The organism is Pseudomonas sp. K2I15 (assembly GCF_002204795.1).
Classification (GTDB): Bacteria; Pseudomonadota; Gammaproteobacteria; order Pseudomonadales; family Pseudomonadaceae; genus Aquipseudomonas.
On the sequence record NZ_NIXO01000007.1, the window covers coordinates 85,425 to 106,506 of the forward strand.

Sequence of the window (21,082 nt, forward strand, 5' to 3'; positions counted from 1 at the left end):
GTCTCAAGCAGCCTGTCGGGCCGTGACGAACGCCGCGAGGCTGGTCACGTTGGTGAAGTGATTGCGGGTGTCCTTGGCGTCGGCATCGATCTTGATGCCGTACTTTTTCTGGATGGCCAGGCCCAATTCCAGGGCGTCGACTGAATCCAGGCCAAGGCCTTCGCCGAACAGGGTTTGCTCGTTGCCGATGTCGCTCTCGCTGATGTCTTCCAGGCCCAGGGCCTCGATGATCAGCGTTTTTATGTCGTGCTCAAGGCGGTGTTGGTCGCTCATCTTCGGCGAGCTCCTTAATAAAATACTGATGCAGGTAATCGTTGAGCTTGCGTGAAGCCTGGGGCGCGGGCCCTTGTGCGGCAAACGCCTGTGGTTCTATATCGGCACCCACGCGCAAACTGAAGTGAAAACGGCGATTCGGGATGCGATACCAGGGTTCGGCCTTGGTTAGGGTGGTGGGGCTGACCTTGATCACCACCGGGGTGATGATGCTCGCACCTCGCAGGGCAATGGCGGCGCCGCCGCGATGAAAGGTCGGTGCCTGGCCCGGCGAGGTGCGGGTGCCTTCCGGAAAAATGATCAGGGTCTGGCCGTCCCGCAAGGCTTCGGCGGCGGCGTCGAGCATGTCGGCACTGCCGTCGTTGCTGATGTAGCCGGCGTCGCGTACCGGCCCACGGGTGAACGGGTTCTGCCACAGGCTCTGCTTGACCACGCAGTTGGTCTGGCGCATCAGGGCGATCAGGAACACCACGTCCACCAGCGAGGGGTGGTTGGCGATGATCATCTGGCCGGGGCGGCCGAGCTTTTCTGCGCCTTCGACGCTGTAGGTCAGAATGCCCAGGCGCGTCATCAAGCGGATAAAAAACCAAAACAGGCAACTGATGGTGTGGCGCGCGCGCCGCTGATGCTGTTTAGCGCCGCCCGGCAGGCAGCTGAGCAGCGGAAATACCAGCAGGCGCAGGCACAGGCCGCCGACGCCAAACAGGACGAAGGCGGCAGCGGTGGCGAAAAGGCGCCAGTAGTAGGCCTGCCGGGGCTTTTCGGTCAGGGCTTGCGTTGCCAGTTCCATACTCGGTTCTTCCAGGCATGTTGGCAGGCGCCCTGCTCGTTCAGCAGGGTGCGCAGCAGGTTCAGGGCGTGGGGCCACTGGGCTTTGGTGGTGGGTTGGACAGCGGCCGTATTCAGTTCCAGTTGCCACTCGTCGCCCGGCGTCAGCAGCAGGCCGAGGGCATACGGAAACGGCACGTCGTCGATCCAGCGGGCATAGGCCTCGGGCGGCTGTTCCTCGGTAATGATCAGCAATACAGCCGGTGCACCTTCGTTGAGCAAGGCGGCCGCTTCGAGCATGCCGTGCTCCAGGCCATCGCCGGCCGCAGCGAGGGCAGTCATTTCGCTGGTTTCATTGCGCAGGATCGACCACAGGCCAATTACCGCGTTGTGCACCGACAGGCTGAACTGGGTCGGCGACAGGGGCTCGTCGTGGGCCAGGTCGCTGAGAATATCGAGGGTGCGCGGGGTTTCGCCGTGGCGGGAAACAAACACCAATGGCAGCTGTTGCAGGCCTTCGGCCAGTGGCCAGCCCACACTGAAGGCCATGCGCGCCAGGCGGCTCAGGCGCCGGCGCTGCATGGCCGGCAGGAACGACACATCAGGGGCAGCGTCGCTGCTGGCGAGCAACGTTGGTTGGCGGCACCAGGCGCACCAGTCGTCCGCGCTTTCGAGCCCGGGGGCCCAGGCACGCCATTGGGCGATGTTGAAATTGATCACTGAGAAGTTATCCCGCCCCTGCGGGCTTCCTTGTGCGGCTGTTGGCCCCGAATACCGGGACAGGGAGCAATAGCCGAGTGGGGCGCATTATCCCGGTGCTGCGGGGTTCTAGCAAACTTTGGTAAAGAATTGTTCACGGCTGATTACAATTTCGGAGGAAAGAATTACGGATTGTCGATCATGCAGGTGGGGCGGCAGGTGTCAGGCAATTCCTGCTTTGTCGGGCGGATGGGAAATTGTTGTGCGAGATAGAGCCTCTGATGCTGTAGTACAGGAACAAACGAGGTAGCTAACCGGCGCTTTTGCCCTCTACACTCGGTCATTCATTGATACACGGAGGTTTTTCCATGCGGCGCGTGGTGTTCAACCAAAAAGGCGGTGTTGGTAAGTCCAGCATTGCCTGCAACCTGGCGGCGGTCAGCGCCAGCGAAGGCTATCGAACCCTGTTGGTGGACCTCGATGCCCAAGCCAACTCAACCCAGTACCTCACCGGGCTGACCGGCGACGATATCCCCATGGGAATCGCCGATTTCTTCAAGCAGACCCTGTCTTCCGGGCCGTTTTCGAAGAAAAACCAGGTGGATATCTACGAAACCCCGTTCGACAACCTGCACGTCATCACCGCCACCGCGGAACTGGCAGACCTGCAGCCCAAGCTCGAGGCCAAGCACAAGATCAACAAGCTGCGAAAGCTGCTGGATGAATTGAGCGAGGACTACGACCGGATCTACCTGGATACGCCGCCGGCGTTGAACTTTTATGCCGTTTCAGCGCTGATTGCCGCTGATCGCGTGTTGATCCCCTTCGATTGCGACAGCTTCTCCCGCCAGGCGCTGTATGGTCTGCTGGCAGAGATTGAAGAATTGAAGGAAGACCACAATGAAGCGCTGGAAGTGGAAGGGATCGTGGTCAACCAGTTCCAGGCCCGTGCGAGCTTGCCGCAGCAGATGCTGGATGAATTGATTGCCGAAGGGTTGCCGGTGTTGCCGGTGTACCTGACCAGCTCGGTGCGCATGCGTGAATCGCACCAGGCGAACATGCCGCTGATCCACCTGGACCCACGGCACAAGCTGACGCAGCAGTTTGTGGAGTTGCATAACCTGCTGGAAAACGCGTGATTTAGCGGGCAACACAAAACCCATGTGGGAGCGGGCTTGCTCGCGAATGCGGTGGATCAGTCGACACCTTTATTGACTGACCCACCGCCTTCGCGAGCAAGCCCGCTCCCACATTGGGTCTCTGTTCCTACAGAGAAATCGTCGTCTTGCGCCGTTGCCTACAGTTACGCCGGAATCCGCTGGCTTGTGCGTCTGGATGGGCGTCTCTAAGGTTGCCCGGTCGCTGAATTCTCAGCGATCGGGTTTAGTAGCCTGTGAGAGGCGTCGTTCAATCCAGGAGCGTCGATTATGCTTAGAACTACCCCCAGCCTCTTCACAGTTACCCCCGATCAAACCACCGAAACCCTTATCCTCAACACCTACGAAACCTTCTCCTCAGTCACTACCCTCTTGCTCGACCTTTCCGATGATCTCACCGGCAAGCAGCGCGATGTCGCGTTGGCCATTCATCAACTGAGCGAATTGGGCGTACTGCTGATGGGGCAAGTGATGGACCGAGGCGTTCCGCTACCTCAAACGCCCTGACTGCGCAGCCAGCTAATCAACTGCGGCAACGGAAACGCCCCGCTCTGGCGCGCCACTTCCCGGCCATTCTTGAACAGGATCAGGCTGGGAATCGAGCGAATCCCCAACTGAGCGGATAACTGCTGATTGGCCTCGCTATCGAGCTTGGCCAATCGGCGCTTCCCGGCCAACTGCCCGGCGGCCTGCTCAAACACCGGCGCAAACGACTTGCACGGCCCGCACCATTCGGCCCACACATCCACCAAGAGGGGTAAATCGCCTTTGATCTGGCTGGCGTAATCGCCCTGTTTCAGCTCAAAGGGTTTGCTCAGCAGCACCGGCTGCTTACAGCGCCCGCACTTTGGTGCATCGCCCAGGCGTTCGTTGGGGATGCGGTTAAGACCGTTGCAGTGGGGGCAGGGAATTACTAGAGAGTCGGACATGCTGGGCTCCGTGAAAGTTGCCAATGGGTTCTATTTGGAGCCGACGACTTGGTTTATCAAGGAACAACTGAAAGAGAGGGCAACATGAGCGAAATCGTCAAGCAGGCTATCGAACATTGGCCTTTTGTTTCTGCTCTCTTGCGTAAGCCCAAGACCGAGAAGGATTACGATATTTTGGTTATGGCGCTCGACGAGTTGCTGGATGAGGTTGGGGAGGACGAAAGCCACGCGCTGATTGGGATGTTAGATATCATCGGTGATTGGATCGAAGGTTATGACCTTGAGCATCGTCCGATGCCTGTAAATGGCTAATAGCGTTAGTCATAAGCCATCAGTGCCCAATCTTCTTTCGTGCCAGCTGGCAGGCAAACACGTTGCCCACAGCACAACCCCCAATCACCAGCATCAGAGTGAAAAGCAGTGGTGCATTCCATTGAGACCCTAGCCAGGTTAATAATCCTGCCCCGGCCACAGTGATGCATCCGAAAACCGCAGAAGCTTTGGCTTGGTGAGACGCGTCGATATCCAGTGCCCAGCCGGTCGCAAGGGGCAACAAAATGCAGAAGGCAATACTGGTTGCTGCTGCAGCTGCCAGGTAAAGGTAGATATCGACATGTAGCCATGCCGCTACCATCAACAGTGCGGCGAGGCACTGAGAGGCGGATCCTGCATTTAGGCGTTGGGCGTCACTGAATCGTGTGACGGCTTTCCCTGAAAAGAAAAAACCTGCCGCTACCAGCGCCGCCCAACCTGAAAGGATCATGCCTGTTGCTTGTGGTGAGAGATGAAAAACTCCCTGCAGGGCAAACGCCTTGCTGAGGTTCAACTGTGTGAAGGCGCTCTGTATCAGGAGTGCAAGCAGTAAACCGCAGATGAATTTCGGGTGTTTCCCTAGTAAAGATTGGGTTTCAGTTGCAGCCTGTTGGCCTTGGTCGGTTGCCTTGCCGTGATGAGTGGCCAGAAGTCCCAGGCCGATTATAAAAAGCAGGCAACCGAGTACGCCAAAAACCCATCTCCACCCCCAAAACGAGGCTGCCGCCAGCAGAGTCGGCGGGCTTAGTACCGTAAGGACGCTAATCGCACTCAAGAGATAAGCTGTTGCGCTTTGGAAGGTTGTTTGCCCGAGTCGTTGACGTAGCCAAAGGCGTGAAGAGGTTGCTGCCACCGCGTTGGCGATGAACATGAAAGTAAAGATGATCGATAGCATGAGAGCGCTTGTTGATAACGCCACTGCGACACATAGCAGCGCGATCAGCACCGATGCACCGGCCAGGCTGACGCTGGTTCCCAGCCGGTTGACCAGTGGCGTTGAAAACAACTGGCTGAATGCGAAAGCCATCAGGCACAAGCCGAGCATGCCTTGAAAGAATGCCGGAGAAACACTCAAGTCCTGAGCGATTAACGGAGAAAGAGGAACAAGAGCGTCGAAAACAACCGCACTGACCAGCGTCCTGGCCACCACGACCCTAAGGCCTGGGGTCACGGCCTGATGCTCCAGCTCCTCTGTACCACTGCTTACGTATTCACTGCGCGCAGAGTGGCGACAGGCTCATTCGCCTCGGCCCTGGCTTGGCTCCCTTTGAGCCACAGCGCTATTACTTCTTTGTGCTGTGGATATCGCTCAACCAAAAACAGCTCAAGTGGCTTCCATGCCCGCTTTTCCAGCCAGGCATTGACCTGGGAAAGGTAGTGGTGAGGGAAGGACAAGTCCATGTGTAGACGGACAGCGGAATATTTCTCGGGTGTAGCGTGATCGCCCACCGACTCCAGGTTTGGAACATCGACGCCCATGACGCACCTCCATTTCATATCTGCTTAGGTTTGTTGCATGATTGCAACAGGCCAACCCTAGGCCTAAGAGATGTTTAATGATGTCAGGCGCGTCCGGTATTCATTTCTTTATATGTCGCTCGGGTTTAACTCCTACGATGAACAACTAATCTCCAAATGCTTCCCCCAATCCGGCGGCCGCTGGGCGTATTGTTCCATCCTCGGCTGCTCTTCAAACGGTTTGGTCAGCACTTCATGCAGCCGGCGCACTTCGCTGTAATCCCCAAGCTCCGCCGCCTGGATGGCGTTCTGCGCCAAATAGTTGCGCAGGATATAAAGCGGATTCACCCCATGCATCCGCTCACGCCGCTGCTCTTCTGTGCCACTGGCTTCGCGCTCCACACGGGCCTTGTACAGTTCGGCCCACTCATCAAACCCCTTGAGGTCGACAAAATCGTCGCGCAACCGCGCCACGGCAAGCGCTGCTGATTCATCCCCCAACCGGCGGAAGAACAAGGTGTAGTCGACGCCGCTGTTCTGCATCAGTTGCAACAGGCGCTCCACCAGTTTCTGGTCGTCATCTTCGGCGGTGGTGAGGCCCAATCGGCGGCGCATCAGGTCCAGGTAATGGGCCTGGAACAACGGCAGATACAGCCCCAGCGTTTCCCGCAACGCCTCCACACTGATAAACGGTGTCAACGCCTGGGCCAGCGCGCTCAAGTTCCACTGCCCAATCGGCACCTGATTGCTGAAGGAATAACGCCCTTCATGATCCGAGTGGTTGCAGATGAACTGCGCGTCAAAATCATCCAGAAACGCAAACGGCCCGAAGTCGAAGGTGATGCCGAGGATCGACATGTTGTCGGTGTTCATCACCCCATGGCAGAACCCATAGGCCTGCCACTTGGCGATCAACTCTGCATTGCGCTCGACAATTTCACGGAACATCGCCAGGTACGGCTCGGGCTGCTCCATGCACTCCGGGAAGTGCAGCGACAACACGTGCTCCGCCAGTTGCTTCTGCAATTCAGGCTTTTTGGTGTAGTAGAAATATTCGAAATGCCCAAAGCGCACATGGCTATGCGCCAGGCGCAGCACCATGGCGGCGCGCTCCTGTTTCTCGCGCCAAACGGGCGTGGTCGAGCCGATTACACACAGTGCCCGACTGCTCGGAATACCCAGCGCATGCAACGCTTCCGACGCCAGAAACTCCCGAATCGACGACCGCAGCACCGCACGCCCATCGCCCATGCGCGAATACGGGGTTTGCCCGGCGCCCTTGAGGTGCAGGTCCCAGTGCTCGCCCGCTTGGTTGTAAACTTCGCCCAGCAACAATCCGCGCCCATCACCCAGTTGCGGGTTGTAAGAGCCAAACTGATGCCCTGAATAGATCATCGCGCGCGGCTCGGCCTCGGCCCACAATGTGTGCCCGCCGAACAATTCGGCGAATACCGGCGTTTCGGCCAGGGCAGGGTCGAGATCCAGCAGCGCCATGGCCGCCTCGCTCGCCACCACCAAGCGCGGTTCGTCGATGGGCTCGGGCAGCACGTGGGTTGAGAAGCCGTCGCCCAGGCGGGCGAAGCGGTTGTCGAAGGTCAGTTCGTCGAGGGCTTTCAACGGGCCATCTCCAGCAGAATGTCCGACCATTCTGCTGGGGATAGCGGGTTTAGTCGAGTTTGGCAGGCGGGGGCTCTTGTACGTCCTGGTCCTTGGCGGGCGGCAGGAGGGTTTTGTTTTCTTCTTCCACCGGCACCAGTTTGTATTCCTGGCCGTGCAGGTTTTTCAGGTACACCTCCATCTGCCGGAACGAGATGTTGATGTGCTCTTTCTTGAACTCGCGGTTGATGAAGCGGTTGACCTCATCGATTACCGGGTTGCGGTCGCCCAGGTCGCGCACGTGCATGCGCAACTCGTGGTCCAGGGTGCTTTCGCCAAAGTTGAGGAAGTACACGTGGGGTTCCGGGTCCTTCAGCACACGCGGGTTATCACGGGCCGCCTTGAGCAGCAATTCCTTCACCCGATCCAGATCCGAACCGTAGTCCACACCCAGTTTCAGGGTGACCCGGGTGATGGTGTCGGTCAGAGACCAGTTGATCAGTTGTCCGGTGATGAACGTTTTGTTCGGGACAATGATGTCCTTGCGGTCGAAGTCGGTGATGGTGGTGGCGCGGATGCGGATTTTGCTCACCGTGCCCGACAGGTTGCCGATGGTGATGGTGTCGCCGATCCGTACCGGGCGCTCGAACAGGATCATGATGCCGGAGATGAAGTTGGCGAAGATCTCCTGCATACCAAAGCCCAATCCCACCGACAGCGCGGCCACCAGCCATTGCAACTTGTCCCAGCTCACGCCGAGTGTCGACAGGGTGGAGACAAAGCCGACGCCGGCAATCACGTAGGACAGTAAGGTTGTGGTGGCGTAGGCGCTGCCCTGGGCCAGGTCGAGCTTGGACAGCACCAACACTTCCAGCAAACCGGGCAGGTTGCGCGCCAGGGCAAAGGTAATGCCGATGATGATCAGCGCGCCCAGCAAGTCGCCGATGCTGATGGGCACCATGCTGATATTGGCGCCGGTGCCGCTGGTGTATTCGTAGAGGGTGACGTTGTCCAGGTAGGAAAATACCGAGATCAAGTCCGACCATACCCAATACAGCGCGGCGATAAAGCCGCCGAGCAAGGCCAGGCGGATCAGTCGCATCGACTGTTCGTTGACCTGTTCGATGTCCAGGGTCGGCTCTTCTATCACCGCTTCTCCGTCACCCGCTTCCTTGGCCGCCTGGCGTTTGGCCAGGGCCCGCGCATAGGCCAGGCGCCGCGCGGCAACGCCCAGGCCACGCACGAAGGTGGCTTCGATCACCAGCCAGAACATCAGCAGGTACAGGGTGTTGATCAACCGGTCGCTGAGTTTTAGGGCGGTGTAGTAGTAGCCAAAACATACGGCAATAAACAGCGCGACCGGCAGCGCGGTAAACACCAGGCCGACGGCTTTGCGAAATAGCGAGGCTTTTTCGTGGGTCGGGCTGTTGAGCAGCAGGCGGCTGAGCAACCAGGCCATGAGTGCGTAGCAGGTCAGTACCACGCCGATGCCCAATACGTCGTCCGCCAGCGCCGCCGGTTGATGCTCGGCGATGGCTACCACCGCTACCAACGCCAGCACCACCAGCCCGAGCTTGCGCACCCAGCCCTGGAGGAATTCGACCTGGGGTTTTTCCCAGCGGAAATGCAGTTCGGCGACGCCGCCGGGCGCGAGGATCCGATAGGCGGTGTAGAACACCAGCCACGCCTGGGCGATCTGCAGCAAGGCCGCGCCGAGGTTGGCGTTTTGCCCGCGGGCATCGATCTGCAGCGCATAGCCGCACAGTGCCAGGCCCAGGGCCACCGGCATCGCCAGCGCGATATTCACCAGGATCGCCACCGGCGTGTGCCACTGGCTGTCGCGCTTGAAGTGGCCGATATCCATGTGGATTTTTTTCAGTCGGGCATACAGATAGCTGCGACGCCACAGCAGCGCGCCGATCAACAGCAGCAACGGCAGGAACAGCAGTGGGCGCTGGGTCAGGCCGTCATACAGCTCGCTGACGCTGGAGGCCCACGGCAGGGTAGTCACCTGTTTGCTCAAGTGCGCCGGTACGGTTTCCAGCCATTCGGTGTCCAGCGGCTTGTTGCTGGGAATCCAGAACATCTGCTCGTCGAGGGTCGCCCGCAACGTGGTGGCGGTGCTCAGCAGTTGTTTCTGGTTCAGTTGCAGGGTGATGGATTCGTTGAGCAGTGCGCTCAGTTCACGACTCAGGCGTTCCAGCAAGTCGCTGCGGGTAATCGCCAGTTCCAGCAAGGTGCGGCGCAACTGCGCAGTGACCTGGTCGGGGGGCTGGGAGGCCAGCAGGTTATCGACGTAGGTGCTGGGACTGTTGATCAGCTCACGTTGTTGGTTGACCTCGAACTGGTACAGGCGAATGTTGGCGATGTCGTCTGCCAGGTCGCGGTCTACGGTCAGGCGCGGCAAGGCCTGTTTCTGTTTGTAGAGGATCTTGGACAGCAACAGGCTGCCCTTGAGCACGTTGATCTGCTCGTCCAGGGCCGAGTCGCTTTGGGTCACGCTGTCCAGTTGCTGCTTGGTTTGCAGGTTTTTCTGGGTCAGTTCGTTGAGCCGGTCGGTGCTTTTTAGCAGGTAGTCGGACAGCTTCAGGTTGGCCGCGCTTTCCGTGGCGAGCAGGCTGCTGCCACCGGCCTTTTGGGCCTCGATGGACTGCTGGGTCACGGTTTCCTGGGATTGGGCCAGGCGCTTCTGGTTGATCAGGGTTTGCAGGTCCTGGATTTCCTGCTCCAGGCGGGCGGTTTTCTCCAGCACCAGGTCATGCTGGCTGTTGCCCAGGTCTTGCAATTGGCTGTTACCGGCCAATTCCTGGCGGCGCAAGGGAATCAGGGCGTTTAGGGCGGCCAGCTCGGCGTTCAGCTGGTTGCGCTGGTCACCGCTGAGGGTCTTGCCGTTGTCTTTGCCGGCCTTGAGGATCGCGTTGATCTGCTGGATACGCGTCTGGCTGCTGCTGATTTCGGTCTGGGCGCGCTCGGGGCGGGTCTGGGCGGCGATGGTCAGGCTGTTGGCGTCGGCCAGTTCCTTTTGCAGGTCGCCTTGCTGGGTGGTGCGCTGCACCAGCAGTTGTTCAAGTTGCGGCACCGGCAAGGTGGCGTAGCGCTGGGCGACCGGAATCACCTTGGTGGCCTTGAGCCGGGTCAGTTCGCGCTGGTTGTCGACGGTCTGGCGCGGCGCGTCTTCCAGCTGGCGCTTGAGGTCGACCAGGCGCTGCTGGTAGTCCTGCTGGTTGCCGAGGTAGGTGAGGGTCTGCTGCAGGATGGTTTGCAGCGCCTTCATGTCGGCGTCGGGCAGCTTGCGGTCGGGCAGCTTGTCCAGGGTTTGCTGGACGGAGTCGATGCTGGGCGGGTCGGCAGCGTGTACGGTGCCGACGCAGAGAGTCAGGCCCAGCAGGGCAGTGGCGAGGAAAGTACGCAGGGTTGTCATAGAGACCGGTCGAGCAAGGTGATAAATAGGGGGCGTCCTGACATCGACTGGCGCGCCGTCGCCCCGCAGTTTAGAGGAAGAGTCCGGGGCCCGGGCGACTTCCTTCGGGGAATCTGACGCCGACTTTGCCGATCTTGTTCCCGTCCATGACCGCGACGGTCCAGATGGTGTTGTTCCATTCCACTTGGTCGCCGACCACTGGTGCACCTCCCACTTTCTGGGTGATGAAGCGGCTCAGTGGCATGTCCGGGTCGATACCTTCGAGCTTGAGTCCGTACAGCGCCGACACCGCGCCCAGCTGGGCGTCGCCTTCCAATACAAAGTCGCCGAAGAAGCGCAGGTCGAGGCCCCGTTGTGGTGCCTGGCTGAACAGTTTGCCGAGGGCCGGCAGGTTGTGTTCATGGCCGATCACGCAGAGCAAATCATCGACTTCCAGCACTGTACTACCCGACGGATGGAGCAGTTGCTGGCCACGAAACAGCGCGGCGATCCGCGTGCCTTCGGGCATTTTCAGCTCGCGCAGGGCGGCGCCGATGCACCATTTTTCGGCGCCCAGGCGGTACACGAACAGCTCCCACTCGCTGGTGACGTGCACTTCCAGGGCCGCGCGGGAGATCGGCGCGGGCTCGGGTGGCACCGTCACTTTCAACAATTTGGCGACCCACGGCAGGCTCGTGCCCTGCACCAGTAACGACACCAGCACGATAAAGAACGCCAGGTTGAAGTACAGCTGCGCGTGGGGCAGGCCGGCCATCAGCGGGAACACCGCCAGAATGATCGGAACCGCGCCGCGCAGCCCCACCCAGGCGATAAAGGCTTTCTCTCGACCGTGGAAGGCCTTGAACGGCAGCAGGCCGACCATCACCGACAGTGGTCGTGCAAACAGGATCATCCACAGCGCCAGGCCCAGGGCCGGCAGCGCGATGGGCAGCAAATCATGGGGCGTGACCAACAGGCCCAGCACCAGGAACATGCCGATCTGCGCGAGCCAGGCCATGCCGTCGAGCATGTGCAAGATGCCATGACGGCTGCGCACCGGGCGGTTGCCGATCACCAGGCCGCACAGGTACACCGCGAGGAAGCCGCTGCCGTGCAAGGCGTTGGTCAGGGCGAACACGAACAGGCCGCCGGAGATCACCAGGATTGGGTACAGGCCGTTGGCCAGGTTGATGCGGTTGACCATTTGCAGCATCAACCAGCCGCCGCCCAGGCCAATGATGCCGCCGATGCCGAACTCGCGGATCAGGTGGCCCAGCAAGTTCCAGTGCAGGCCAGTCTGGCCGCTGGCGAGCATGTCGATCAGAGTGACGGTGAGGAACACCGCCATCGGGTCGTTGCTGCCGGATTCGATTTCCAGGCTGGCGGTGACCCTTTCGTTCAGGCCCTTGCCGCCCAGCAGCGAGAATACGGCGGCGGCGTCTGTGGAACCGACGATGGCGCCGATCAGCAAGCCTTGAATGATGTTGAGGTTGAACAGCCAAGCGGCTGCCATGCCGGTGAGGCCGGTGGTGATCAGCACCCCGACCGTCGCCAACGACAGCGCGGGCCAGAGTGCCACGCGAAAACTCGCCACCCGTGTTCGCAAGCCGCCATCGAGCAGGATCACGGCCAGGGCGAGGTTGCCCACGAGGTAGGCGGTGGGGTAGTTATCGAAGATGATGCCGCCGCCGTCGACGCCGGCGATCATGCCCACGGCCAGGATGATCACCAGAATCGGGATGCCTAAGCGGGACGAAAGAGAACTCACCAGAATGCTCGCACCTACCAGCAACGCGCCGATCAAGAACAGGCTGTTGATGGTCGTCGCATTCAAAGGCAGTACTCCATGAGTAGGTAAGACGAGACGCAAACTGACCATGCAGTCTGCGTGCCAGCGATTCTAACCTGTTGAATTGCTGTGCTGTCAAAAAGGTTTGAATGGCTGGCGCATATCTAATGTGGGAGCGGGCTTGCTCGCGAATGCGGTGGATCAGCCAACCACTAAGGTGACTGACACACCGCATTCGCGAGCAAGCCCGCTCCCACATTTTAGTGATGCGGTGTCAGTTAAAGCCTGAACCGCCCCACCATCCCGTTCAAATCCACCGCCAGGCGCGACAGCTCGCTGCTCGCCGCACTCGTCTGGCTGGCGCCGGTGGCCGATTGCACCGACAAATCACGAATATTCACCAGGTTGCGATCCACTTCCCGCGCCACCTGTGCCTGCTCTTCAGCGGCGCTGGCAATCACCAGGTTGCGCTCGTTGATTTCAACGATGGCGGTATTGATAGTATCCAGCGACATGCCCGCACCCTTGGCAATATTCAGCGTCGATTCCGCCCGCTCAGTGCTGTTGCGCATCGAGTCCACCGCATGCTCGGTACCGGCCTGAATGCTGCCGATCATCCGCTCGATCTCGCTGGTAGACTGCTGTGTGCGATGGGCCAGGGCCCGCACTTCATCCGCCACCACCGCAAAACCACGGCCGGCTTCGCCAGCACGTGCGGCTTCAATCGCCGCGTTCAGCGCCAGCAGGTTGGTCTGGTCGGCCAGGCCGCGAATCACGTCCAGTACCTTGCCGATGTCCCGGGACTCTTCCGCCAGGTTGCCGATCAGGGTCGCGGTGGCTTGCACGTCGCTGCTCATGCGCTCGATGGCGCTGACGGTTTCCTGCACCAGGTCACGGCCATCGCCTGCGGAACTGGTGGCGTTTTTCGAGGCTTCGGAGGTGCTGACCGCGTTGCGGGCCACTTCTTCAACCGCGCTGGTCATCTCGTTGACGGCTGTGGCGGCCTGTTCGATTTCGTTGTTTTGCTGGGTCAGGCCACGGGCGCTTTCGTCGGTCACCGTGTTCAGTTCTTCCGCTGCAGAGGCCAGTTGGGTGGCCGAGCCGGCGATGCGCTGCAAGGTGTCCTTCAACTTGTCCTGCATCTTGGCCATCGCCAGCAGCAGCCGGCCGGCTTCGTCGTTGCCTTCGACCTTGATTGGGCGCGTCAGGTTGCCTTCGGCGATCTCTTCGGCGGCGTCCAGGGCCTGGGCGATCGGTTGGGTGATGCTGCGGGTCAGTAACCAGGCGAACAGCATGGTCAGTGCAGTGGCCAGGATCAGCAGGATCACCACCAGCTCAAAGGCCAGGTCGTACTGGTCGGAGGCTTGCTGGTTGGTGGCAAGGGCCATTTTGTTATTGATGTCCAGCAGGCGGCTCAGTACGGCGTTGACCTGATCCGAGTTGTTCAGCAGCTCGGTGTTCAGCAGCGTGCGCAGCTCTTCCACCTGATTGGCCCGGGACAGGCTCTTCATGCGCTCTTCGATCTGATGGTACTGGGCCAGCAGGCGCACGTACTCGTCGTAGGTGCTGCGCTCTTCAGGGCTGTCGATCAGCTTCTCGTAGACCGCCTGGGCGGTACGAATCTGCTGATTGCGCAGATCAAACGATTCGAGGGTCTTTTGCTGGACGTCGGGTTCGCGGTTGGTCAGCAGGCGATAGGACAGCACCCGCAGGCGCAGGGTCAGCTGGGTGAATTCGTCCAGGGCGCGAATGCTCGGCACGCTGCTCAGGGTGATGTCTTCTGTCGCCGCGCGAATCTTGCTCATCTGGTTCAGTGCGAACACGCCGAGAAACAACATCAACGCACCAATCAACGCGAAGCCGAGGAATGCCCGCGGCGCGATATTCATATTACGAAGAGACATGCTGTGATCCTGGGGAGAAGCGCGATCCATGCGGGGTTTGGGCGGGGTATCCATGACGTATCGGTCATACGACTAAAGTCTTGAGGGGGTGCGCGCTTTTGTCGCAGATTTGGACGGGCCGACGGGATTCAGGAACCAGATGCCATAAATGCAGTCACTAAGGCTCGAAAGCGTGGCCTGCCCTGTAAAATCAAGGCCCCGCGCCAGGGATAACCCTGGCATCCGAGGTGAATTTTCTTTATCGTCACCGCCCTTTGAAAAAGCCCGAGAAATCAAAATGTTAGAAGCATCCCTCAGCCAATTGGAACAACTGGTCAGCGACCTGGTACAGCAGAACCAGGATCTGCTGGGCACCAACGAATCCCTCAAGGCCGAACTGGCTCGCGCCAAGGATGAAAACGACAGCTTGCAGCTGAACCTGATGGAACAGGAAGAAAAGCAGGGCGCCACCGCTGCCCGTATCCAGGCGTTGGTTGAGCGTGTGAGCGCAGGTCCTGTCGGCGCATGAATGAAGGGATAAAGGTCGTTTCGATTCTCGGTGAGGATTACTCGATCAAGGCGCCGGAGGGGGAAGACAACACCCTGATGAGCGCCGTGACGATGCTCAAGGCATCCCTGGCCACCACCAAGAAAAAGTACCCGACGCTGATCGGTGACAAGCTATTGGTGTTGGCGGCGCTGAACCTGTGCGCCGAGCAGATCGAAATGCAAAAGCGTCACCAGCAGGAACTCGACCGTTACCAAGAGCAAGTCAGCGCCACGGTCGAGGTGATTTCCAAGGCGATCGGACAGCCTTAGAACCACTCATCCTGCATCCCCAGGCACGTGTCATCACGCGCCTCGAGAATCGCCAGTTCATGATGGCAGCCCGGTATTTCCCACGTCAGGAAGTACCGGGCGGCCTGGAGCTTGCCCTTATAGAAGGCGACATCGGCAGCATTGCCCTTGGCCAGCCCTTCCTCGGCGCGAATCGCCTGTTCCAGCCAGCGCCAGCCAATCACCGTATGCCCAAACACTTTCAGGTACAGCGCCGAATTCGCCAGGCTGCTGTTGACCTTGCCCTGGGCGAGATCCGTCAACAGGCCGAGGGTGACGCTTTGCAGGCGCGCCACCAACTGTTCCAGGGGTTCCCGTAACGCGGTCAGCGACGGGTATTCCTGGGCCCGCGCGCCGGTCTCGGCGATCAGGCGAATCAGTTGTTTCAAGCCCGCGCCGCCGTTCTGCGCCAGTTTGCGCCCCAGCAAGTCCAGCGACTGAATGCCGTGGGTGCCTTCATGGATCGGGTTCAGGCGGTTGTCGCGGTAGTACTGCTCCACCGGGTATTCGCGGGTGTAGCCGTGGCCGCCGAGGATCTGGATCGCCAGTTCGTTGGCCTTCAGGCAAAACTCCGATGGCCAGGATTTGACGATCGGCGTCAGCAGGTCCAGCAACTCATGGGCCTGTTTGCGCGCAGCTTCGGTTTCCAGGGTGGTGGTGTCATCGAACAGCCGCGCCGCGTACAGGCCAAGGTCGAAGGCGCCTTCCACGTAGGCTTTTTGCGTCAACAGCATGCGCTTGATGTCGGCGTGCTGGATGATCGACACCGGCGCGGTGTTGGGGTCTTTGCTGTCGGGCAGGCGGCCTTGCGGACGTTCGCGGGCGTATTCCAGGGAGTACAGGTAGCCGGCGTAACCGAGCATCACTGCGCCCATGCCCACGCCGATGCGTGCCTCGTTCATCATCTGGAACATGCAGCTCAGGCCCTGGTGCGGCTTGCCCACCAGATAGCCGACACACTCGCCGTTATCGCCGAAGTTCAGTGCTGTGGAGGTGGTGCCGCGCCAGCCCATCTTGTGAAACAGGCCGGCCAGCAGCACGTCGTTGCGTTTGCCCAGGCTGCCGTCATCGTTGACCAGGAACTTGGGCACGATAAACAGCGAAATGCCCTTCACTCCGGCGGGCGCATCCGGCAGCTTGGCCAGCACCATATGCACGATGTTCTCCGACAGCGGGTGGTCGCCGCCCGAGATGAAGATCTTGTTGCCCTTGAGGCGGTAGCTGCCGTCAGCCGCCGGCTCTGCGCGGGTACGAATATCCGACAGTGATGAGCCGGCATGGGGTTCGGTCAAGGCCATGGTGCCGAAGAAACGGCCTTCGATCATCGGTTGCAGGAAGCGTTGTTTCTGTTCGAGGGTGCCGAAACTCTCGATCAGGTTGGCGGCGCCCATGGTCAGGAATGGGTAGGACGTGGAAGCGGCGTTGGCCGACTGGAAGTGTGCGAAACACGCTTGGGACAGCAGGGTCGGTAGCTGCATGCCACCGGCTTCGAAGCTGCGGGCGGCGTTGAGAAAGCCGGCTTCGAGGAAGGCATCCACCGCCGGTTTCACTTCCGGAATCAGAATCGCCTGACCGTTCTCGTAGCGTGGCTCGTTTTCGTCGCCCTTGCGGTTGTGCGGGGCGAAGAACTTCTCGGCAATGCTGCGGGCGGTGCCGATGGCGGCGTCGAAGGTTTCGCGGTTGTGTTCGGCAAACCGCTCGCGCTGTGTCAGGCCCTCGGCATCGAGGACTTCGTACAGCTCGAAAGCCAGATTGCGGGAACTGAGCAGCGTCTCGGACATGGCGGCTTACCTGTGTGGGAATGGGCCTGAGTCTAAGTGCGCAAATAGAGGCTGGATAGCAAGATTGATCTGGGTGATGGAGGGGCCAAACAACAGCGGTGAGTTGCAAGCGCGGTCAGTGTGGGAGCGGGCTTGCTCGCGAATGCGCAGTGTCAGTCGCCAGATGTACTGACTGATCCACCGCATTCGCGAACAAGCCCGCTCCCATATTTTGACCGCGTTTCGTCAGTTAGCCGATAGTCATCAGGCTGGCGTTACCACCCGCCGCAGCGGTGTTGACGCTCAACGCCCGCTCGATCACCAGGCGCTCCAGGGCAATCCCTGTTTCGCCCGAAGACAAGCCGTGAACCCCGACAATCGCCCCACCGCGCTTGGCCACTTGCTGGCAAACCCCGCGCAGTTGGTCGCAATCGCCATGATGCAGCACGGCATCAAACACGGTTTCATCCTTGGTCCAGTCCGCCACCCGCTTGATCTTCGCCTGAAGATCCTTCGGCAAGCGTGCGAATACGGCCTTGGTCAATTCAGTGTCCGGCCATACCGCCGAGCTGCCGACTGCCAGCACGGCCGCCAGTTGCGTCAGCAGGTCGCCTTCCACTTCCGCCAGGCACAACACGTGCTCGCGGGGCAGGATGGCGTAGCTGTTGCGCTCGCCGGTCGGGCCGGCCAGTTGGCGAGTGATACCGCTTTGGGATTGCGCCGCGAACTGCACGCACAGGGCGCTCAAGTCGCTGAGCTTGTTGCTGTCGGCCCAGGTTTGCAGGGCGCCCAAAGGCTTGCTCATGGCATCCCGCAGGCGAACATCCGGTGCGGCCAGTGCATCACCGCGGACGAAGGATTGCTCGATAGCATCCGTAGGGCGAGTCGACAGCAGGCGGTACAGATACAGTGGGCCGCCAGCTTTAGGGCCGGTACCCGAAAGGCCTTCGCCGCCGAACGGTTGCACGCCGACCACGGCACCCACGATGTTGCGGTTAACGTAGACGTTACCGGCATGGACGTTGTCGATCACCTTGGCGATGGTCTCGTCGATACGGGTGTGCACGCCCAGGGTCAGGCCATAGCCGGAAGCATTGATCTGCGCGATGAGCTGGTCGATCTCTTTGCGCTTGTAGCGCACCACGTGCAGCACCGGGCCGAAGATCTCCCGTTGCAGTTCGTCGAAGCTTTCCAGCTCGATCAGGGTTGGCATCACGAACGTGCCGCGCTTGACCTCTTCGCTATCAGCAATGGCGACCTGGTAAACGTTGCGGCCTTTGTCGCGCATGGCCTGGATGTGTTTCTCGATGCCGGCCTTGGCTTCGGCGTCGATCACCGGGCCGATATCCACCGACAGGCGCTCCGGGTTACCGAGGCGGCATTCGGCCATGGCACCTTTAAGCATTTCGATGACACGATCAGCGGAATCTTCCTGCAAGCACAGTACGCGCAGGGCCGAGCAGCGTTGGCCGGCACTGTCGAAGGCCGAGGACACGACGTCGATCACCACTTGTTCGGTCAGCGCTGAGGAATCGACGATCATCGCATTCTGACCACCCGTTTCGGCGATCAGTGGGATCGGACGACCTTGTGCATCCAGGCGACCGGCGACGTTGCGTTGCAGCAAGCGCGCAACTTCGGTGGAACCGGTGAACATCACGCCCTTGACGCGCTCATCACCCACCAGGCGGGCACCGACGGTTTCGCCCTGGCCCGGCAGCAGTTGCAGCACGCCTTGCGGAATCCCGGCTTCCAGCAGCAGGCGCACGGCTTGTGCGGCCACCAATGGCGTTTGCTCGGCAGGCTTGGCCAGTACCGGGTTACCGGCGGCCAGTGCAGCGGCGACCTGGCCACTGAAGATCGCCAGCGGGAAGTTCCACGGGCTGATGCACACCACCGGGCCCAGTGGGCGGTGGGCGTCGTTGGTGAAATCGTTACGGGCCTGCACCGCGTAGTAACGCAGGAAGTCCACGGCTTCACGCACTTCGGCGATGGCGTTGGCGAAGGTCTTGCCGGCTTCGCGGGCCAGCAGGCCCATCAGTGGCTGGATCTCGCCTTCCATCAAGTCGGCGGCACGCTCCAGGATCGCGGCGCGTTCAGCGGGCGGGGTGGCCTGCCAGATCGGCCCAGCGTTCAAGGCGCACTGGATAGCGTTGTCGACGTCTTCGACAGTCGCTTCCTGCACATGGCCAACCACGTCACGCAGATCGGACGGGTTCAGCACCGGCGCAGCGGCTTCATTGCTGGAGGCGCAACCGAGCATCGGCGCGGCTTTCCAGTCGTTGTGGGCAGTGGCCAGCAAGGCGCAGGACAACGACGCCAGGCGGTGTTCGTTGGCCAGGTCGATACCGGCGGAGTTGGCGCGCTCGGCACCATACAGGTCACGCGGCAGCGGGATACGCGGGTGCGGCAGGCCGAAGCCGCCTTCCAGCGTCGCCATCTGCTCGATGCTGGCCACTGGATCGGCCACCAGCTCCTGGATCGAGATGGATTGGTCGGCGATGCGGTTGACGAACGAAGTGTTGGCGCCGTTTTCCAGCAGGCGACGCACCAGGTAAGCCAGCAATGTTTCGTGGGTACCGACCGGTGCGTACACGCGGCACGGACGGTTCAGCTTGCCTTCGGAGACCTTGCCTACAACCTGCTCGTACAGTGGCTCACCCATGCCATGCAGGCATTGGAACTCGTACTGGCCGGGGTAATAGTTCTGACCGGCGATGTGGTAAATCGCCGACAGGGTGTGGGCGTTGTGGGTGGCGAACTGTGGGTAGATAACTTCCGGTACCGAGAGCAGCTTGCGTGCGCAGGCAATGTAGGAAACGTCGGTGTACACCTTGCGGGTGTACACCGGATAGCCTTCCAGCCCTTCGACCTGGGCGCGTTTGATTTCGCTGTCCCAGTACGCGCCTTTCACCAGGCGGATCATCAGGCGATGGCGGCTGCGGCGGGCCAGGTCGATCACGTAGTCGATCACATACGGGCAACGCTTCTGGTAGGCCTGGATCACGAAACCGATACCGTTCCAGCCAGTCAGTTGCGGCTCGAAGCACAGGCGTTCCAGCAGGTCCAGCGACAGCTCCAGGCGGTCGGCTTCTTCGGCGTCGATGTTCAGGCCGATGTCGTATTGCTTGGCCAGCAACGTCAGCGATAACAGGCGCGGGTACAGCTCGTCCATCACGCGCTCGTATTGCGCACGGCTGTAACGCGGGTGCAGTGCCGAGAGCTTGATGGAAATGCCCGGGCCTTCATAAATTCCGCGGCCGTGGGATGCTTTGCCGATCGAGTGGATGGCTTGTTCATACGAGGCCAGGTACTTCTGGGCATCGTGTTCGGTGAGTGCGGCTTCACCGAGCATGTCGTAGGAGTAACGGAAGCCCTTGGCTTCGAACTTGCTCGCATTGGCCAGGGCTTCGGCGATGGTTTCGCCGGTGACGAACTGCTCGCCCATCAGGCGCATGGCCATGTCGACGCCCTTGCGGATCATCGGCTCGCCGCTCTTGCCGATGATGCGGCTCAGGGATGAGGTCAGGCCGGCTTCGTTGTGGGTGGCGACCAATTTACCGGTCAGCAGCAAACCCCAAGTGGCGGCGTTGACGAACAGCGACGGGCTGTTGCCCAGGTGCGGGTGCCAGTTGCCGGTGCTGATCTTGTCGCGGATCAGCGCATCGCGGGTGCCCTTGTCCGGGATGCGCAGCAGCGCTTCGGCGAGGCACATCAGCGCTACGCCTTCCTGGGACGACAGGGAAAATTCCTGCAGCAGGCCTTGGACGATGCCTGCACGGCCGCCGGCGCTTTTCTGATTGCGCAGTTTCTCGGCGATTGAAGAGGCGAGCTTGTTGGTGGCCTCGGCCATTGCTGCTGGCAGGCGCGCCTGCTCGATCAGCATCGGTACTACTTCCGGCTCGGGGCGACGGTAAGCGGCGGTGATCGAAGCGCGCAGTACCGATTGCGGCAGGATGCTCTCGGCGAACTCCAGGAAGCACTGGTGGGCGTGGTCGGTCTGGACCTCGCCGGCTTCTTCCGCATCCTTGCTGCTCATGCCGTTGAGCTCGGCCAGGGTTGCACCACCCTCGAGTTTCTCCAGGTAATTGAAAATCGCCTGCTTGATCAGCCAGTGCGGCGTGCGATCAATGGAGCTCGCGGCCGCCTTCAGGCGCTCGCGGGTCGGGTCGTCAAGTTTGACCCCAAGGGTGGTCGTAGCCATCTTTTTATCCTCATGGG

16 protein-coding genes and 2 pseudogenes are annotated in these 21,082 nt (G+C 60.5%); 5 read left to right on the top strand and 13 right to left on the bottom strand.

Features of this window, described 5'->3' with window-relative positions:
• Window positions 1-3: 3 nt before the first annotated feature.
• From CEC48_RS07135 to CEC48_RS07145, 3 genes are read right to left on the bottom strand one after another with little or no spacing between them, the layout of a single operon-like run.
• Window positions 4-273, bottom strand: coding sequence for a phosphopantetheine-binding protein (locus CEC48_RS07135; protein ID WP_088423091.1), 270 nt, complete (start codon window positions 271-273; stop codon window positions 4-6).
• Window positions 251-1,063: a 1-acyl-sn-glycerol-3-phosphate acyltransferase gene (locus CEC48_RS07140; protein WP_088423092.1), complete on the bottom strand. Its 813-nt coding sequence runs from the start codon at window positions 1,061-1,063 to the stop codon at window positions 251-253. Before CEC48_RS07140 ends, CEC48_RS07135 begins: the two co-directional genes overlap by 23 nt.
• Window positions 1,039-1,761 carry a beta-ketoacyl synthase chain length factor gene (locus CEC48_RS07145; RefSeq protein ID WP_088423093.1) on the bottom strand — a complete coding sequence of 241 codons (723 nt, stop codon included), beginning with the start codon at window positions 1,759-1,761 and terminating at the stop codon, window positions 1,039-1,041. The genes CEC48_RS07140 and CEC48_RS07145 overlap by 25 nt, the downstream gene beginning before the upstream one ends.
• 347 nt (window positions 1,762-2,108) lie before the next feature.
• On the opposite strand from CEC48_RS07145, the gene CEC48_RS07150 reads away from it, so the two are divergent.
• Together CEC48_RS07150 and CEC48_RS07160 are read left to right on the top strand one after the other, a co-directional pair.
• Window positions 2,109-2,879 (top strand): ParA family protein, encoded by a 771-nt coding sequence (locus CEC48_RS07150; protein ID WP_088423094.1) that lies wholly within the window; start codon window positions 2,109-2,111, stop codon window positions 2,877-2,879.
• A 288-nt stretch (window positions 2,880-3,167) separates the two neighbouring features.
• A complete protein-coding gene (locus CEC48_RS07160; protein ID WP_088423096.1) occupies window positions 3,168-3,404 on the top strand; it encodes a DUF6124 family protein in 237 nt (78 codons plus the stop codon).
• On the opposite strand, the gene trxC is transcribed toward CEC48_RS07160, so the two are convergent.
• Window positions 3,392-3,826 (bottom strand): thioredoxin TrxC, encoded by a 435-nt coding sequence (trxC, locus tag CEC48_RS07165; protein ID WP_088423097.1) that lies wholly within the window; start codon window positions 3,824-3,826, stop codon window positions 3,392-3,394. The two genes, CEC48_RS07160 and trxC, sit on opposite strands and share 13 nt — an antisense overlap.
• Before the next feature lie 84 nt (window positions 3,827-3,910).
• Between trxC and CEC48_RS07170 the strand changes: the two are divergent.
• Window positions 3,911-4,129 (top strand): annotated as a pseudogene (locus CEC48_RS07170) (hypothetical protein); the annotation flags it as partial.
• Window positions 4,130-4,157: 28 nt separating this feature from the next.
• Here the strand turns inward: CEC48_RS07170 and CEC48_RS07175 are convergent.
• The 7 genes and pseudogenes from CEC48_RS07175 to CEC48_RS32105 all read right to left on the bottom strand — a co-directional run.
• On the bottom strand, window positions 4,158-5,288 hold the full coding sequence (locus CEC48_RS07175; protein ID WP_256579678.1) for an MFS transporter: 1,131 nt from the start codon (window positions 5,286-5,288) through the stop codon (window positions 4,158-4,160).
• Between the two features lie 53 nt (window positions 5,289-5,341).
• On the bottom strand, window positions 5,342-5,617 hold the full coding sequence (locus tag CEC48_RS07180; protein ID WP_088423100.1) for a hypothetical protein: 276 nt from the start codon (window positions 5,615-5,617) through the stop codon (window positions 5,342-5,344).
• 132 nt (window positions 5,618-5,749) lie between these two features.
• Window positions 5,750-7,213 (bottom strand): protein adenylyltransferase SelO, encoded by a 1,464-nt coding sequence (gene selO / locus CEC48_RS07185; protein ID WP_088423101.1) that lies wholly within the window; start codon window positions 7,211-7,213, stop codon window positions 5,750-5,752.
• A gap of 49 nt (window positions 7,214-7,262) precedes the next feature.
• On the bottom strand, window positions 7,263-10,613 hold the full coding sequence (gene mscK / locus CEC48_RS07190; protein ID WP_088423102.1) for a mechanosensitive channel MscK: 3,351 nt from the start codon (window positions 10,611-10,613) through the stop codon (window positions 7,263-7,265).
• A gap of 70 nt (window positions 10,614-10,683) precedes the next feature.
• Complete coding sequence (locus CEC48_RS07195) at window positions 10,684-12,426, bottom strand: potassium/proton antiporter (RefSeq protein WP_088423103.1); 1,743 nt, start codon at window positions 12,424-12,426, stop codon at window positions 10,684-10,686.
• 233 nt (window positions 12,427-12,659) lie between these two features.
• Window positions 12,660-13,532 carry a methyl-accepting chemotaxis protein gene (locus CEC48_RS32100; RefSeq protein ID WP_371917749.1) on the bottom strand — a complete coding sequence of 291 codons (873 nt, stop codon included), beginning with the start codon at window positions 13,530-13,532 and terminating at the stop codon, window positions 12,660-12,662.
• A 33-nt stretch (window positions 13,533-13,565) separates the two neighbouring features.
• Window positions 13,566-14,339 (bottom strand): annotated as a pseudogene (locus CEC48_RS32105) (MCP four helix bundle domain-containing protein); the annotation flags it as partial.
• Between the two features lie 223 nt (window positions 14,340-14,562).
• Here CEC48_RS32105 and CEC48_RS07205 point away from each other — a divergent pair.
• Together CEC48_RS07205 and CEC48_RS07210 are read left to right on the top strand one after the other, a co-directional pair.
• Window positions 14,563-14,793, top strand: coding sequence for a hypothetical protein (locus tag CEC48_RS07205; RefSeq protein WP_010169256.1), 231 nt, complete (start codon window positions 14,563-14,565; stop codon window positions 14,791-14,793).
• Window positions 14,790-15,083: a cell division protein ZapA gene (locus CEC48_RS07210; protein WP_088423105.1), complete on the top strand. Its 294-nt coding sequence runs from the start codon at window positions 14,790-14,792 to the stop codon at window positions 15,081-15,083. The genes CEC48_RS07205 and CEC48_RS07210 overlap by 4 nt, the downstream gene beginning before the upstream one ends.
• Here CEC48_RS07210 and CEC48_RS07215 read toward each other — a convergent pair.
• Both CEC48_RS07215 and putA read right to left on the bottom strand, forming a co-directional pair.
• Window positions 15,080-16,882: an acyl-CoA dehydrogenase gene (locus CEC48_RS07215; protein ID WP_088423106.1), complete on the bottom strand. Its 1,803-nt coding sequence runs from the start codon at window positions 16,880-16,882 to the stop codon at window positions 15,080-15,082. The two genes, CEC48_RS07210 and CEC48_RS07215, sit on opposite strands and share 4 nt — an antisense overlap.
• 229 nt (window positions 16,883-17,111) lie before the next feature.
• Window positions 17,112-21,065 (bottom strand): trifunctional transcriptional regulator/proline dehydrogenase/L-glutamate gamma-semialdehyde dehydrogenase, encoded by a 3,954-nt coding sequence (gene putA, locus CEC48_RS07220; RefSeq protein ID WP_088423107.1) that lies wholly within the window; start codon window positions 21,063-21,065, stop codon window positions 17,112-17,114.
• Window positions 21,066-21,082 lie beyond the last annotated feature (17 nt).